Origin of the sequence: Lysinibacillus sp. A4, from assembly GCF_024919535.1 — a bacterium.
Lineage (GTDB): Bacteria > Bacillota > Bacilli > Bacillales_A > Planococcaceae > Lysinibacillus > Lysinibacillus capsici.
The window spans coordinates 418,616-433,928 of record NZ_JANWTB010000004.1 but is presented as its reverse complement, the minus strand read 5'-3'; the positions used below and the strand labels follow the sequence as shown (position 1 = coordinate 433,928).

15 protein-coding genes are annotated in these 15,313 nt (G+C 41.4%); all 15 read left to right on the top strand.

Translation table 11 applies throughout. From position 1 onward, the window contains the following. Positions 1–7: 7 nt before the first annotated feature. The 15 genes from NY607_RS10830 (at position 8) to NY607_RS10760 (ending at position 15,264) form a co-directional block, all read left to right on the top strand. Positions 8–667: a precorrin-8X methylmutase gene (locus tag NY607_RS10830; protein ID WP_004231303.1), complete on the top strand. Its 660-nt coding sequence runs from the start codon at positions 8–10 to the stop codon at positions 665–667. Further along, positions 667–1,800, top strand: a complete 1,134-nt coding sequence (locus tag NY607_RS10825) for a cobalt-precorrin-5B (C(1))-methyltransferase (protein ID WP_054549201.1) — start codon at positions 667–669, stop codon at positions 1,798–1,800. The genes NY607_RS10830 and NY607_RS10825 overlap by 1 nt, the downstream gene beginning before the upstream one ends. Beyond that, complete coding sequence (gene cbiE, locus NY607_RS10820; protein ID WP_259419667.1) at positions 1,757–2,977, top strand: precorrin-6y C5,15-methyltransferase (decarboxylating) subunit CbiE; 1,221 nt, start codon at positions 1,757–1,759, stop codon at positions 2,975–2,977. The genes NY607_RS10825 and cbiE overlap by 44 nt, the downstream gene beginning before the upstream one ends. Continuing rightward, positions 2,970–3,677 carry a precorrin-2 C(20)-methyltransferase gene (gene cobI, locus NY607_RS10815; RefSeq protein ID WP_259419666.1) on the top strand — a complete coding sequence of 236 codons (708 nt, stop codon included), beginning with the start codon at positions 2,970–2,972 and terminating at the stop codon, positions 3,675–3,677. Before cbiE ends, cobI begins: the two co-directional genes overlap by 8 nt. Beyond that, positions 3,677–4,462 (top strand): precorrin-4 C(11)-methyltransferase, encoded by a 786-nt coding sequence (gene cobM / locus NY607_RS10810; RefSeq protein WP_004231312.1) that lies wholly within the window; start codon positions 3,677–3,679, stop codon positions 4,460–4,462. The genes cobI and cobM overlap by 1 nt, the downstream gene beginning before the upstream one ends. Further along, positions 4,455–5,576, top strand: a complete 1,122-nt coding sequence (locus NY607_RS10805) for a cobalt-precorrin 5A hydrolase (protein ID WP_259419665.1) — start codon at positions 4,455–4,457, stop codon at positions 5,574–5,576. The genes cobM and NY607_RS10805 overlap by 8 nt, the downstream gene beginning before the upstream one ends. Before the next feature lie 11 nt (positions 5,577–5,587). Next, positions 5,588–6,955, top strand: coding sequence for a cobyrinic acid a,c-diamide synthase CobB (locus NY607_RS10800; protein ID WP_048392351.1), 1,368 nt, complete (start codon positions 5,588–5,590; stop codon positions 6,953–6,955). Further along, a complete protein-coding gene (locus tag NY607_RS10795) occupies positions 6,948–7,586 on the top strand; it encodes a precorrin-2 dehydrogenase/sirohydrochlorin ferrochelatase family protein (protein ID WP_131521536.1) in 639 nt (212 codons plus the stop codon). Before NY607_RS10800 ends, NY607_RS10795 begins: the two co-directional genes overlap by 8 nt. Then, positions 7,583–8,350: a uroporphyrinogen-III C-methyltransferase gene (cobA, locus tag NY607_RS10790; RefSeq protein ID WP_131521535.1), complete on the top strand. Its 768-nt coding sequence runs from the start codon at positions 7,583–7,585 to the stop codon at positions 8,348–8,350. The genes NY607_RS10795 and cobA overlap by 4 nt, the downstream gene beginning before the upstream one ends. 33 nt (positions 8,351–8,383) lie before the next feature. After that, the gene (locus NY607_RS10785) at positions 8,384–8,944 is read left to right on the top strand and encodes a nitroreductase family protein (RefSeq protein ID WP_131521534.1); all 561 of its coding nucleotides are present in this window, start codon (positions 8,384–8,386) and stop codon (positions 8,942–8,944) included. Between the two features lie 13 nt (positions 8,945–8,957). Next, positions 8,958–9,494: a cob(I)yrinic acid a,c-diamide adenosyltransferase gene (locus NY607_RS10780; protein ID WP_259419664.1), complete on the top strand. Its 537-nt coding sequence runs from the start codon at positions 8,958–8,960 to the stop codon at positions 9,492–9,494. 88 nt (positions 9,495–9,582) lie between these two features. Continuing rightward, a complete protein-coding gene (locus NY607_RS10775) occupies positions 9,583–11,082 on the top strand; it encodes a cobyric acid synthase (RefSeq protein ID WP_237898192.1) in 1,500 nt (499 codons plus the stop codon). Next, complete coding sequence (locus NY607_RS10770; RefSeq protein ID WP_131521531.1) at positions 11,079–11,915, top strand: class I SAM-dependent methyltransferase; 837 nt, start codon at positions 11,079–11,081, stop codon at positions 11,913–11,915. The genes NY607_RS10775 and NY607_RS10770 overlap by 4 nt, the downstream gene beginning before the upstream one ends. A gap of 98 nt (positions 11,916–12,013) precedes the next feature. Then, a complete protein-coding gene (rnz, locus tag NY607_RS10765) occupies positions 12,014–12,946 on the top strand; it encodes a ribonuclease Z (protein WP_131521585.1) in 933 nt (310 codons plus the stop codon). Positions 12,947–13,269: 323 nt separating this feature from the next. Beyond that, the gene (locus NY607_RS10760) at positions 13,270–15,264 is read left to right on the top strand and encodes a methyl-accepting chemotaxis protein (protein WP_259419663.1); all 1,995 of its coding nucleotides are present in this window, start codon (positions 13,270–13,272) and stop codon (positions 15,262–15,264) included. Positions 15,265–15,313 lie beyond the last annotated feature (49 nt).

Here is a 15,313-nt window from a genome sequence, read left to right as displayed (position 1 = left end):
ATTTTCCATGGATTTTAAAACAGATTTTAAACCATTAACGGTAGACCCAGATAAAATTTACGATTACAGTTTCTCTATTATTGCAGAGGAAATGGGCGAGCATGACTTCTCAGAAGATGAATGGAAAGTTGTACGTCGCATTATCCATGCATCAGCTGATTTCGAGCTAGGTCGTAGTGTCATCATTACACCAGGTGCTATTGAAGCGGGTATCAAGTCTATTCTTGCAGGACGTCATGTCATTGCAGATGTGCAAATGATTGAAAGTGGCTCTGGTAAAAAGCGTTTCCAAAAACATGGTGGTGATTTGCATTGCTATATTGCGGATGAAGATGTATCAATAGAAGCGAAAAAACAAAATACAACACGTGCCATTATTTCGATGCAAAAGGCATCAAAATTACATGAAGGTGGTATTTATGCCATTGGTAATGCACCAACTGCATTGCTGGAATTGATTCGATTAATTAAAGAAGGGCTAGCAAAACCAGATTTAATTATCGGTATGCCTGTTGGTTTTGTGTCAGCAGCTGAGTCAAAAGAAGAGCTGCTTAAACTAGAAGGGATTCCGTACATTACAAATGTTGGTCGTAAAGGCGGTAGTACAGTGACGGTTGCTGCTTTAAATGCCATCTCACTTTTAGCGGACGAACAGGCGAAAAAATAATGGAGCGGAAGCCAAAAAAGGACCCCAAGGACATGCGTCACGGTTATACGACGGGAGCCTGTGCAACTGCTGTATCAAAGGCTGCACTGCTTGCCCTTATTACCAAGGAGGAGCAAGAGACAAGCACGATTCATTTACCTATTGGTCGAGATGCAACCTTTACAATTGAAAAATGCATATTTGAAGAAAATGCTGTCAGCTGTGAAACGATTAAAGATGCTGGTGATGATCCTGATGCGACCCATCAGGCACTCATCGTTGGCACAGTGAGCTGGGCAGATACACCTGGGATTCATTTAGATGGAGGTATTGGCGTCGGGCGTGTCACAAAGCCTGGCCTGCCAGTGCCTGTCGGAGAGGCAGCCATTAATCCTGTACCCCGTAAAATGATTTATAGCACGGTCCAAGGTGTGTTGGACGAATTTCACATTACTCGAGGCGTGAATGTGGTGATTTCTGTACCTAAGGGTGAGGAGATTGCTAAAAAAACGTTAAATGGACGACTCGGTATACTTGGGGGCATCTCAATCCTAGGCACAAGGGGAACCGTCGTGCCTTTTTCGAGTTCTGCTTATATGGCCAGTATTGTCCAAGCCATCAGTGTAGCGAAAGAGGCTGGCTGTGAGCATTTAGTGGTGACAACAGGTGGACGAAGTGAGAAGTTTGCGATGAAACAATACCCACATCTAGCAGAAGAAGCGTTTATTGAAATGGGTGACTTTGTAGGTTTTACATTAAAGCATTGTAAGCGTCTAGGCATCAAACAAGTTTCACTCGTTGGGATGATGGGGAAATTTTCTAAAGTCGCACAAGGAGTCATGATGGTGCATTCCAAAAGTGCACCAATCGATTTTAATTTTTTAGCACAACTGGCAGAGGATATAGGGGCAGATAGAGAAACGATAGCACAAGTTCTGGAGGCAAATACAGCTTCACAAGTGGGTGAGATTATGATGGAGAAGGGCTATGATGCGTTCTTCCATCGTTTATGTGAGGCCTGCTGCTACTCCTCTATCCATCATATTAAGGGCGGTTTAACGCTTTCCACATCGATCTATTCGATGCAGGGACAATTATTAGGAAGGGCTGATGACATTGCATCGATCGATGAAGTTGATTGGGATCGGGGATAACGGATTAGCAAGCTTATTACCCCAATACCTTCAGTGGATTGAAGACTGTGAGGTACTTGTTGGTGGTGAGCGAGTACTTGATTTTTTCCCAGACTTTAGGGGTGAAAAAATCTTGATAAAAGGAGGTCTTTCAACACTTGTTGAAAGATTGTCTGAAGAAACAAGAAATACCGTGATTCTTGCATCTGGAGATCCATTATTTTATGGCATCGGAGGCTATTTAGCCAAAAAGCTACAAATAGAGGTTTATCCCTATATGAGCTCTGTCCAACTGGCCTTTGCGAAAATGGGAGAGAGCTGGCAGGATGCTTACGTAACGAGTATTCATGGACGACCAATGAAGGGCTTGGCACAGCGAATTGATGGCAAAAAGAAAGTAGCACTTTTAACAGATGTAGAGAATAGTCCGAATGCTCTTGCTCGATATTTAAAGTATTTTGGTATGACGGAATATCGTGCGTTTGTAGCCGAAAATTTACAGGGCGACAACGAAAAAAGTGGCTGGTACTCGCTCGATGAAATGGAAGTTACTCATTTTTCTCCTTTAAATGTCGTGGTTTTAAAACAAACAATAGCACCGAAACGCTACACACTTGGGATTGATGATGAAGAATTTTCACAACGAAAGCCAGATAAAGGACTTATTACGAAGAAAGAAATTCGAGTTTTAAGTTTGCAAGCCATGCAGCTTCAACGGGATAGCATTATTTGGGATATTGGCACATGTACGGGATCCATGGCTATTGAGGCAGGTAAGCTTGCTCCTGAGGGACAAGTTTTTGCTGTAGAAAAAAATGCCCCTGATTTAGAAAACTGTCTTCAAAACCAACAAAAGTTTCGAGTCGATATAACTGCTATCCATAGTAAAGCACCAGAGGGTTTAGACAACTTTCCAGACCCTGATGCCATTTTCATCGGGGGCACTGGTGGTGAAATGGTTGAGTTACTGCAATTATGCTGCCAGCGTTTAAAGCAAAATGGGCGCATTGTCTTAAATGCGGCGACTATTGAAAATTTATATAAAGCTGTTGAGGCATTTAAAGCTTGTGGTTTTGCTGTTGACATTTTACAGGCTCAGCTGGCACGCAGTAAACCAATTTTAGATATGACACGCTTTGTGCCATTAAATCCAATATACATTATTTCCGCTTATCGAAAGGAAGAAAATCATGAGTAATCTAGGAATTTTATATGGCTTAGGCGTTGGTCCTGGCGATCCAGAATTAATTACAGTAAAGGCATTTCGAGTGATTCAGGAATCACCTGTTATTGCTTACCCAAAAAAGCTAAAAGGCAGTAAAAGCTATGCCCATCGTATTGTAGATGTGTATATTAATCCAGAAGAAAAAGATATGCTTGGTCTTGTATTCCCAATGACAAAAGATGAGGCTGTTCTAGAACGTGAATGGACAAAGTCAGTAGAACTTGTCTACGAAAAATTACAAGCAGGCAAAGATGTAGCCTTTGTTACAGAGGGCGATCCATTATTGTATAGTACGTTTATTCATATGATGAAGCTAATGCAGGACAAGCATCCAGATGTCGAAATTCGTACGGTACCAGGGATTTCTTCTTTTAATGGCTCTGCATCACGCTTAGGCATTGCGTTAGCGGATGGTGATGATCGTGTTGCGATTATTCCTGCGTATGACGATTACGAAGCTATGCGTGAAGCGATTGAAACACATGATGCTGTTGTTTTTATTAAAGTGGCGAAAGTGATTGATTTAATGCTTGAAGTGCTACGCGATTTAGATTTATTAGATAAAGCATCCGTGGTGACAAAGGTAACATCTGATGAAGAAATCATTTGGGATGTGCGTGAGTTGGATGGTGTCGATTTAGAATATTTAACATTAATGGTGGTGCGTAAATAATGAAAAAAATCTATATTGTCGGCGCTGGTCCTGGTGATCCGGATTTAATTACAGTCAAAGGTTTACATATGTTACAAACAGCGGACGTTGTCATGTATACAGATTCTTTAGTGAGTGAGGACCTTATTGCGAAAGCTAGACCAGATGCGGAGGTCATTCGTACAGCTGGTATGCATTTGGAGGAAATGGTTGCTGTGATGGTGGACCGAGTCAATGCTGGTAAAACAGTGGCACGTATGCATACAGGTGATCCAGCGATGTATGGTGCCATTATGGAGCAAGTTGCGCTATTAAAAAAGGAAGGCATTGGGTATGAAGTCATTCCAGGAGTTAGCTCTGTATTTGCATCGGCCGCTGCAATCGGAGCTGAGCTAACAATTCCTGATCTAACCCAAACCCTTATTCTAACACGTGCAGAGGGGCGCACACCTGTACCAGAATTTGAAAAGCTGCGTGATTTAGCGAGCCATCATTGTACAATTGCCTTATTCCTTAGTGCAACGCTGACGAAAAAAATTGTCAAAGAGCTACAAAGTGCTGGTTGGGCTGATGACACGCCTGTAGCAGTTATTCAACGAGCTTCATGGCCCGATCAAAAAATCGTACGAACAACTTTAATCGAATTAGATGAAGCAATGCGTGTGAATGGTATTCGTAAGCATGCGATGATTTTAGCGGGCTGGGCATTAGACCCGAACATTCATGATAAAGATCAATATCGTTCGAAGTTATATGATGCAAGCTTTACACACGGCTTTAGAAAAGGTGTGAAGACAAGTGATTGAGTTACAAGAGGGTGTGTTACCAGAGGTTGATCAACGTAATCCTTATGCCGTTGTAGCCATTACGAAGCATGGTGTCCAAATAGGACGTCGTCTGCAGCAAACCTTTGCAGCAAGTGATTTATATTATATGAGTAAATTTGAACAAGGCGATGAAGAAGAAAAGCATATTCAACTATTTACAGGAACAGTGCGTCTGCTATTGCCAACACTATTTAAGCAATATAAAGGGTTGATTTTAATTATTTCACTAGGGGCAGTTGTACGAATGATTGCGCCGATTTTAAAGGATAAAAAGACAGACCCTGGTGTTGTGGTGATTGATGATCGAGGGGAAAATGTTATTAGCGTATTATCAGGGCATTTAGGTGGTGCCAATGAGCTAACACACGAGGTGGCAGCTGCACTTGGTGCAAATCCGATTATTACAACGGCTTCTGATGTGCAAAAGACGATTCCAGTTGATTTATTTGGAGCCCGCTTTGGCTGGGTATGGGATAGTGCGGATAAATTGACACCAGTTAGTGCATCTGTTGTAAATGAGGAACATGTAGCCATTGTACAGGAAACAGGCGAACGTGATTGGTGGATGCGTGAAACACCGATGCCGGAGCAAATTAAAATCTATCCATCAACACAGGCAGCCATCCAAGCAACTCCCCATGCCACATTATTAATAACAGATCGAATCATTGAACCTGAAGAAGAGGTTCTTCTAGAAAACGGTGTTATTTATCGCCCAAAATCCATTGTGCTAGGAATGGGCTGTAACCGTGGTACATCTTTAGAGGAAATTGAACAAGTAATCGATGAAACCTTGGCAGAGCTAAAGCTTTCGAAAAAAAGTGTGAAAGCCTTATGCACGATTGATTTGAAGAAAGATGAGCAATGTTTCTTAGAGATTACGAAGAAATATGATTGGGAGTTCGTTACGTATACACCGGATGAATTAAATGAAATCGAATTTCCATCACCCTCTGAAACAGTCTTTAAATATACAGGTGCATACGGAGTGAGTGAACCAGCAGCTATGCGCTATGCACAGGTTCCATCACTTCTATTAGAGAAGAAAAAATCGGGTAATGCTACGATTTCAGTTGCTAGATACCTATTTTAAGGAGGAAGTCCATGCAAACAAATCGCTTTGTACTAGCTGGTACGGGTAGTGGTGTAGGCAAAACTACTTTTACCATTGGACTGATGAAGGCACTTCAAAACAAAGGGAACGTGGTGCAGGGCTTTAAATGCGGTCCTGATTATATCGACCCAACCTATCATACAGCTGTAACGGGCAGAGTATCACGTAATATTGATAGCTGGATGTTTTCACACGAAGCAGTCCGTGATATTGTGGCACGTGCAAGTATAGATGCAGATGTATCTATTATTGAAGGTGTGATGGGTTTTTATGACGGTAAAAGCCCTTTATCTGACGCTGGGTCTGCTGCTGATATTAGCGTAGTGACAGAGAGTCCTGTTATTTTAATTGTCAATTGTGCTAGCATGGCACGTAGCGTAGCAGCAGTTGTGAAAGGCTTCCAATTACTATCAGATAAGCCGAATATCGTTGGTGTTATTGCGAACCAGGTTGGTAGTGTCGGTCATTACGAAATTGCGAAGGCAGCTATTGAACAAGAATGCGGCATACCTGTTATTGGCTACCTAAAGCGTGAGGAAGGGATCGATATCCCGAGTCGTCATTTAGGGTTAGTACCTGCTATTGAAAGAGGAGAGCTAGATTCATTTTTTGATAAACTAGGGAACCTGATGGCGGAAACGATTGATTTGGATCAATTAATACATTTAACAAAGGCTCCTATCTTGCAAGAATCAGGCCATTTATTTAGGGAGGAGCCTTCACGAAATATTTGTATAGCAGTTGCAAGAGATGCAGCTTTTAATTTTTATTATGAAGAAAACTTGGCTTTGTTACGTGCGAAAGGTGCGACACTACAGTTTTTCTCACCGCTTGCGAATGAGCCTGTACCAGCTGAAGCAGATGGCTTGTATATTGGTGGTGGCTTTCCTGAGGAATTTGCAGAGTCACTTGCTACCAATACAGTCGTTAAAGACTCTATTCGTCAAGTCATTGCTAAAGGTCTTCCAACATTAGCTGAGTGTGGGGGCTTTATGTATTTAACAGAGGCCATTACAAATAGCCATGGCGACCGTTATGACATGGTAGGGGTAATTCCTGGAGAAGTGGCGATGCAAACAAAACTAGCAGCACTTGGTTATCGTGAAATTTTTGGCACAGCCGATAATTTCTTAATTGGTGCTGAGGAACAAGCGAAGGGCCATGAGTTCCATTATTCCAAATATAGTGGTTCTCACAATACAGCAGCCTATGAAACGATTGGTCGTTTTGGCAAAAAGAAAGAAGGCTATCAAGAAGGAAATTTAGTGGCTGGCTATACTCATTTCCATTTTGTATCAAACCCAAAGCTAGTTGACAATTGGTTAACAGCTTGTAAGAAGGTGAAAAGTAATGACTAATTATTTTCCTATTCATATCAATCTAGAATATAAAACAGTAGTGATTGTAGGCGGGGGTCACGTGGCAACGCAGAAGGTAGCATCCCTGTTACCAGCAAAGGCAAACATCGTGATTGTCAGTCCAACCTTACATGACACATTACAGTCACTTGCAGAGTCAGGGCAAATTACTTGGAAGCAAAAGGAATTTGAACCTCGTGATTTAGATGATGCCATTCTCATTATCGCTGCAACGAATGTGACAGCTGTGAACGAAGCCGTTCAAGAAGCAGCACAGCATTGGCAATTAATCAACCGCACAGATAAACAAAGTGAAAGTGATTTTATTACGCCTGCTACTGTTCGCCGTGGTCCATTGGTGGTAACTGTTTCGACATCGGGAGCAAGCCCAAGCCTAGCCCGCAAGATTAAAGCAGATTTAGAAGAGCAATTCGATGATGCTTATGATGACTATGTATGCTTTTTACAGCAAGCTCGATTAATGATTGCTGCTCAGTATGATAAAGGTCCACAAAGACGTGCGGCATTACAAGCATTGCTAGAGCCAAACATCCTTGAATGGACACGTCATGGTGAGATCGATCGACGAGAAGCCTATTTACAACAACTATTGATGGGAGCAACGCAATGAAGGATGGAATCGTATATATCGTGGGAGCAGGTCCTGGCGATCCGAAGCTCATTACTGTGTATGGACTGGAATGTATTCAAAAGTCTGATGTAATTGCTTATGACCGTCTTGTAAATCCTAAATTGCTTGATTTTGCAAAAAAGGATGCGGAGCTAGTTTATTGTGGCAAATTACCTGGGAAGCATCATCTCATTCAAGAGGAAATAAATGCATTACTCGTGGAAAAAGCACAAGAAGGTAAAATTGTTACACGCCTCAAAGGTGGCGATCCCTTTGTTTTTGGACGAGGCGCGGAGGAAGCTGAAATATTAAAAAATCATGGCATTGCCTATGAAATCGTTCCGGGGATTACAGCGGGAATAGCAGCTCCTGCATACGCAGGAATTCCAGTTACACATAGAGACTTTGCGACAAGCTTTGCCCTTGTAACTGGACATGGTCGTGAAGAAAAAGGACAAGATTTTTTGAATTGGCCCGCATTAGCTACGGGTATAGATACCGTTGCCTTTTATATGAGCGTTGGTAATATTGCCTACATTGCTCGCAAATTAATCGAAAATGGACGGAAGGCAACAACGCCAGTAGCAGTCATTGAGTGGGGAACAACTGCTCAGCAACGCACGATTACAGGGCCGTTAAATGAGATAGCCAGCATCATTGAGCGTGAAGGGTACCATAATCCTTCTATGATTGTGGTTGGCGAGGTTGTCAATGTACGTGAAAAAATTCAATGGTTTGAAGAGCAAGGACTTACCTTTTCATAATCATTTCTTATAAGCGCACAAGGAGGAAGTACTATGACTGTCACGGAAGCATTAAAAAAACGTCGAGCAATTCGTAATTACACGACACAACCAGTAGAGAAAGAAAAAATTGAGCAAATTTTACAGGCAGCAACCTATGCACCGAATGACCGGATGCGTGAGCCCTGGCATTTTTATGTCATTCAAGATGAAGCCATGAAGCGTTATGAAGAAATGGCAAGTGCTTATTTACATGAACGCTTTCCCACGAAGCCAAATTTAGTGGAAAGTTCATTAAAGGTTGTACAAACAACCCCTGTAGCCATTGTGGTGACAGCTGACATAGTAGAGGGAGACACAGATGCGACAGAAGATAATGTCTTTGCTGTATGTAGTGCCATTATGTCTATGTGGTTGACAGCAGAGGAGCTAGGTCTTGGCTTTGTTTGGCGTACACGTGGTGTTGGCCTCGTACATGATCCTCGTATGCATACGTTTATTGGTGCAAGCGACGCTCAAAAAGTAGTTGGTACAATATTTATTGGCTACCCACAGGAGCAAGAACAAACCGACAAGAAACGAACACCGTTTGCAGAAAAGACAACATGGCTGTAAGGAGGCTATCAGCATGGCAAGAAAAGGCTTGTTTTTAGTATATACAGGTGAAGGTAAGGGCAAAACGACTGCATCACTTGGTGTTACATTGCGTGCGGTTGGTCGAGGCTTAAATGTGCGTTATCTGCAGTTTATCAAATCCCCAGAACGTACTTATGGAGAGCAAATTGCCCTTCGAAAGCTAGGCGTAGAAATGGAACAAATGGGCATAGGGTTTACATGGACAAAAACACCTGAGGAGCATCGAGCTGCATTAGCGAAGGCTTGGAAAAAAACGAAGGCAGCTCTACAGGATGACAGCATTGATTTATTGGTCTTAGATGAACTGAACAATGCCCTAGCGATCACCAAGTTTCCAATCGATGATGTTCTTCCCCTAGCAGAAGTCATTGAGGCAATCCTACATCGCCCTTCAACAATGCATTTGGTTGTCACAGGGCGAAGTGCGAATCCGGCATTACTAGCAATGGCTGATTTAGTGTCAACCATTGAGGCGACAAAGCATTATTATGATGAAGGGATTCCAGCGGTGAAAGGGCTTGAATTTTAAAGCCCTTTGCAATTGCTGGAGGAAATACACACAAAGCGAAAACGAATACATGCGTTCTGCCATAGAATAATTACGGAGGAGAGTGACTATGCCAGCAAAATCAATCATGATTCAAGGAACAGCTTCCGATGTTGGAAAAAGTATGATTTGTACTGCACTATGTCGTATATTTTCAGATGATGGACTGAAGGTAGTCCCATTTAAATCACAAAATATGGCTCTTAATTCATTTGTTACAAAGGATGGCGGTGAAATCGGCCGCGCACAAGGGGTACAGGCAGAGGCAGCTCGTGTTGTTGCAACGACGGATATGAATCCTATTTTGCTGAAACCGAAGCAAGATATGATGTCAGAGGTTATCGTTCATGGTAAGCATTTTTTAAATATGGATGCCAAAAGCTACCGCAATAATTTTGTTCAAGAAGCGATGCCAATCATAGAAAAATCAGTACGCACGCTTCAACATACATATGATGTTATTGTCCTAGAGGGCGCTGGTAGCCCAGCAGAAATTAACTTAAAGGATCGCGATATTGCTAATATGCGAATGGCTCATTTAGCAGATGCAGCGGTAGTCCTCGTTGCTGATATTGATCGTGGCGGTGTCTTTGCCTCGATTGTTGGTACACTGGCATTGTTAGATGAGGGAGAACGAGCACGTGTGAAGGGATTAATTATCAATAAGTTTAGAGGCATGCGTGAATTACTGGATGATGGTTTGGCATGGGTGGAGCGCGAAACGGGTATTCCGGTACTTGGTGTGATTCCTTATGTCGATGTCAATATTGAAGCAGAGGATTCTCTTGCATTATCGTCACTACGTTTTAAAAAACCAAAGCCAGGCGAATTTGCTGTAGATGTAGCCATGATTCGTTTACCTCGTATTTCAAACTTCACCGATATTGATCCATTTTTCGATGAGCCTGAGGTGGGTGTACGTTTAATTGGTCATGTCAATGAATTAGGTACACCAGATTTACTCATTCTGCCAGGAACGAAAAGTACAATGGATGATTTAGCTTGGCTAAAAGCACAGGGCTTCGATCAAGCCATCACACATTTACGTGAGTGCGGTACTAAAATTATTGGCATTTGTGGCGGTTTCCAAATGCTTGGTGAAACATTACTTGATCCAGAAGCGGTGGAGGGGAATGGTGAATCTGCAAATGGTCTTGGGCTATTACCGATGGAAACCATCTTTGTAGGCAATAAAAAAACGGTGCAAATGACAGGCGTAAGAGGGCAGGACACATTGACAGGCTATGAAATCCATCTAGGACGTACGAAAATTTTACGTGATGCGGTATCACCGTTTTTACTGTTAGAGGATGGAAGAGAAGATGGAGCGGTTAGTCAAGATGAGCAAGTGATTGGCACGTATTTCCACGGCTTGTTCCATAATCGTCCCTTTACCCGTCAGCTCGTCAATGAAATACGAGTGAAAAAAGGGCTAGCAGCTTTACCAGGTGATGTGAAAAGTGACGCAGAACGAAGAGAAGATGCCTATAATATGTTAGCCGACCACGTTCGAGCAAATCTTGATATGAAAAAAATATATGAAATATTATCGTTAGAGGTATTTATATGACGAGAAAAGGACCGTTAGCCATTAACTATGAGGCATTATGGCAGGAAGGCATGAAGGACTGGCATGGCAATATGCCTGAACGAATGGTGAATGATCAGCTAGAGGAGCAATTTTGGGCCCAATCCGTGGCACGTAAAAAAGTGGGCCAAACAGATCCTTATGCTGCATTGATTTTTCAGGAGCTTCAAAAAAAGATTGAACCTCAGCATTCTGTATTAGAAATTGGTCCTGGGTGGGGCAATTATACATTTCCATTAGCTGATAAAGTAAGGAAGCTCACGTGTGTAGATAGCTCGGAAAGCATTTTACATTACTTACAACAGTGTATACCGCAGGAGGAGCACGTTTCCTATATTCATGCAAAGTGGGAAAGTTTAGAGGATGATGAGATTGAACCACATGATATCGTCTTGGGCGTGAATTGTTTTTACCGAATGTATGAAATAAAAGCGGCTTTATATCACATGAATCGGCTGGCGAGAAAGCGTGCTATCATTGGGATGACGACAGGCCCCATTCAGCCACACTATGAAAAGTTATATGAAAAGTATGGGTATGACATTAAATTTCCGCGCAGAGATTATATCGAGTTTTTGAATCTACTCTATGAAATGGATATTTACGCGGATTGTCAGATTATCCCTCTAGAACGTGTCTATGAATATGAAAGCTATGAGCAGCTTGTGACAACGCAGAGTAAAAAAATATTAACGACGAATTTTCAGCGAGCCCATGTAGAAGAATCACTGCTACCTTTTATCGAAGAAAAGGATGGACGTTATTATTATCGTCATGATTTCCATGCGGCGCTTGTTTCATGGCAACCAAAATAATCAAGAAACCTTTGGAGAAACTGTACACCAAAGGTTTTTCTTATGGGAACGGATAAGGTACAATAAAACGATATTAATAAGAAGTGAGGTGACATATGTTGCAGCTACATTTTCTAGGGACAGGCGCAGGCATGCCTTCAAAAGAACGAAATACAAGTGCTCTGATGGTAAAGCTATTAGACGAAGTAAGTGAAATGTGGCTATTTGACTGTGGGGAGGCGACACAGCATCAAATCCTTCATACGTCGTTAAAGCCACGGAAAGTAACGAAAATTTTTATTACACATTTACATGGAGATCATATTTTTGGCCTTCCAGGCTTTTTAAGCTCGCGTTCCTTTCAAGGTGGGGATGAGCCCCTAACAATCTTCGGGCCATCTGGCTTACAGCAGTGGATTGAACAAACATTAGCGCTATCAAAAACCCATTTAACATATCCTTTACGCTTTGTAGAGGTACAAGAAGGCATTATTTTTGAGGATGCTCATTTTACAATTCATGCTAAAGAATTGCGCCATGTTGTACCTTGCTATGGGTATCGTATCGAACAAAAGGATTTACCAGGCGAATTATTAATCGACAAAGCACAGGCACTTGGCGTTCCAAAGGGACCTTTACTAGGTCAATTAAAAAATGGCCACGATATTGTACTTGAAAATGGTGATGTGATACTTGCAAAAGACGTGGTTGCACCAGCCAAAAAGGGCTTTACATTGTCAGTCTTAGGCGATACAAAATATTGTGAAGAAGCAATCCAATTATCAATGGGCGCTGACATCATTGTTCATGAAGCAACTTTTGATGGTACAACAACAGATTTAGCAGCAAGCTACGGTCATGCAACAAACGTGGAGGCTGCAAAAGTCGCACAGCAAGCTGGTGCACACTATTTATTATTAAATCATTTAAGCGCACGTTTTCTTCCATATGACTTACCACAATTTTTAGCTGAAGCACAGGGGATTTTTCCAAATACATTCCTAACAGCTGATCAAGCCGTTTATACATGGCAACACAATAAATTATTTTGATATAATTATTAAGTGGAAAACATCTATTAGAGGAGATTCTTCTAATAGATGTTTTTAGTTTATAGTCCTAAAGATGTATAGATGAATTTGTTTAAATATTACTGTTTAGTCATGAGAAATATGCTTTTTTGTATGCCTGTACTAGTACAAAATAGTTAGTTTTATCCTCCATGCTTATCTATTTCGAAAATTTTACAAATTAATGACAATTTAAACTTCCTCAAAAATTATTATTTTATATTTAATAAATTGTTAATGAAATATATGGAAGTAATATTGTATGATGAAGTGGAAATAATCGTAATTTTTAGGGGGATCTCATCATGAGAAAGTCAATGAAATGGAAAATGCTTCTGGAGATTATGGGCATTGTGGTGTTCATTATAGCGGCATTTTCTATTTATGTTTATCAAGCTACATATAAAAGTGAAAAAAGCAATGGAGAAGCAATCGCCAACTCCATTGTCATGGGGTTGGAAGGAGCGATTCAATCTAGAGAAAAAGCAGAAGAAATTATGGAAAAAGAAATGATTGCCGAATCTGTAATGGCTTCTTACATCATTGACAAAGGTGCTACATATGAGGATTTAAAGGCCATTGCTGAGCGTGGTGGCATCGATGAGATTTGGAGTACAGATGATAAAGGGAATACAACGGTGACATCAGTAGCTCCAACTGTTGATTTTAACTTTGGCGCTGATCCAAACGGACAAGCTGCCGAATATATGCAACTTTTAGATGGAAGAGCGAAAGAAATTGTCCAAAAAGCACAAATTCGCGATGTCGATGATCAATTTTTCAAATTTGTCGGGGTAGGTAGCTGGAATCCGGCAACTCCACAAATTGTACAGGTGGCTCGCCATGGACAGCAGCTACTAGATTTAGAAGCAAGTATCGGCAGTGAATCTTATATCGATCAACTGAACAACTATTTATCCTCAACCGTATTATTCGCCGCTATTGTAGATGAAAAAGGCCAAGCCATTGCCGCTACAGCAAAACAAAATTTAGCGAATATTGGTTTTGAGCCAGCCCAATTTTCAGCACAAAAGTCGACTGAATTTTCAGGACGCTACGATGGCACACGTGTCACGCAATATGTAAAGCCATTATCAAACGGTACATACTTAGCTATTATTGTATCCAATGCTATCCTCTCACAAATTTTGGTAGGCACAATTGTAGCTTCATTGATCGTTGTCTGTGTGATTTTCTTCACTACGGGCCTGTCTATTTCGAAACAAGTATCGCGTATTTTAAACGTGCGCAACTCCTTAGAGGAAATTAGTAAAGGAGAAGCAGATTTAACCAAGCGTATTCCAATCCATGCAAAAGATGAGATTGGCCAATTAGTGACATCATTTAATGGGATGATGGATAATTTCCAACAAATTATGTGTGAGATAAAGCAAGGGGCCAATCAAATAAAAGAAGCTACCTATACAATTCAAGAAAATGCTCATGAAACACTTGAATCAGCCGCAATTATCCAAGGAGAATCTAGTCAGGTAGCTCAGGCCTCCTTTGCACAACAGAATAATACGGCAGACAGTGCGCATTCAATGGAGGAATTGGCGCGCAGCATTCAATATATTTCGGAATCCATAGCAGAAATTTCTAGTATTTCACGTAATACTGAGGAAAACGCAGATAATGGATTACAAATTATGCAGTCCTTACAAAAGCAATTAGTGACTGTTCATGAGAAAACGAATTTTGCGGTGATTGGAACACAGGAGCTTGAAAAGCTATCTACAATGATCGGGGAATTTACCAATGTGATTACGGGAATTTCTGATCAAACGAATTTACTGGCATTAAATGCATCTATTGAAGCGGCGCGTGCTGGTGAAGCGGGGAAAGGCTTTGCCGTTGTAGCTGAAGAAGTTCGGAAATTAGCTGAAGATTCTAAGAGTGCGGCGGATAGAATCACCCAGGTGGTGATGAATGTCCAAAAGGAAACAGCCAATATTGTAGCAACCATCCAAGCAACAGCAGATGTCTTACATGCAGGACGTGCAATCGTACAAGAAGCACAGCAATCGTTTGAAGGAATTCATAATGATGTACAGGTGTTAGCAACACAAGTGGATTTAGTATCAAGCTCCACTGAGGAAATTGCTGCTAGTACAGAGGAAGTAACAGCTACCATGGAAGATGTTTCGCTCTTGGCTAAGCAGACATCGCAAAGTGTTGATGCCGTTGCTCAAAAGGCTAAACATCAAGCGGAAAATATGGAGAGCATGACCGCATTTATCGACCAATTAAATACAACAGCGGCAAACCTCCAACTATCAGCAGGCAAATATAAAGTATAAAAGGAAAAATATAGTACGATAAATCACTATATTCCCGTATAATTGAAAA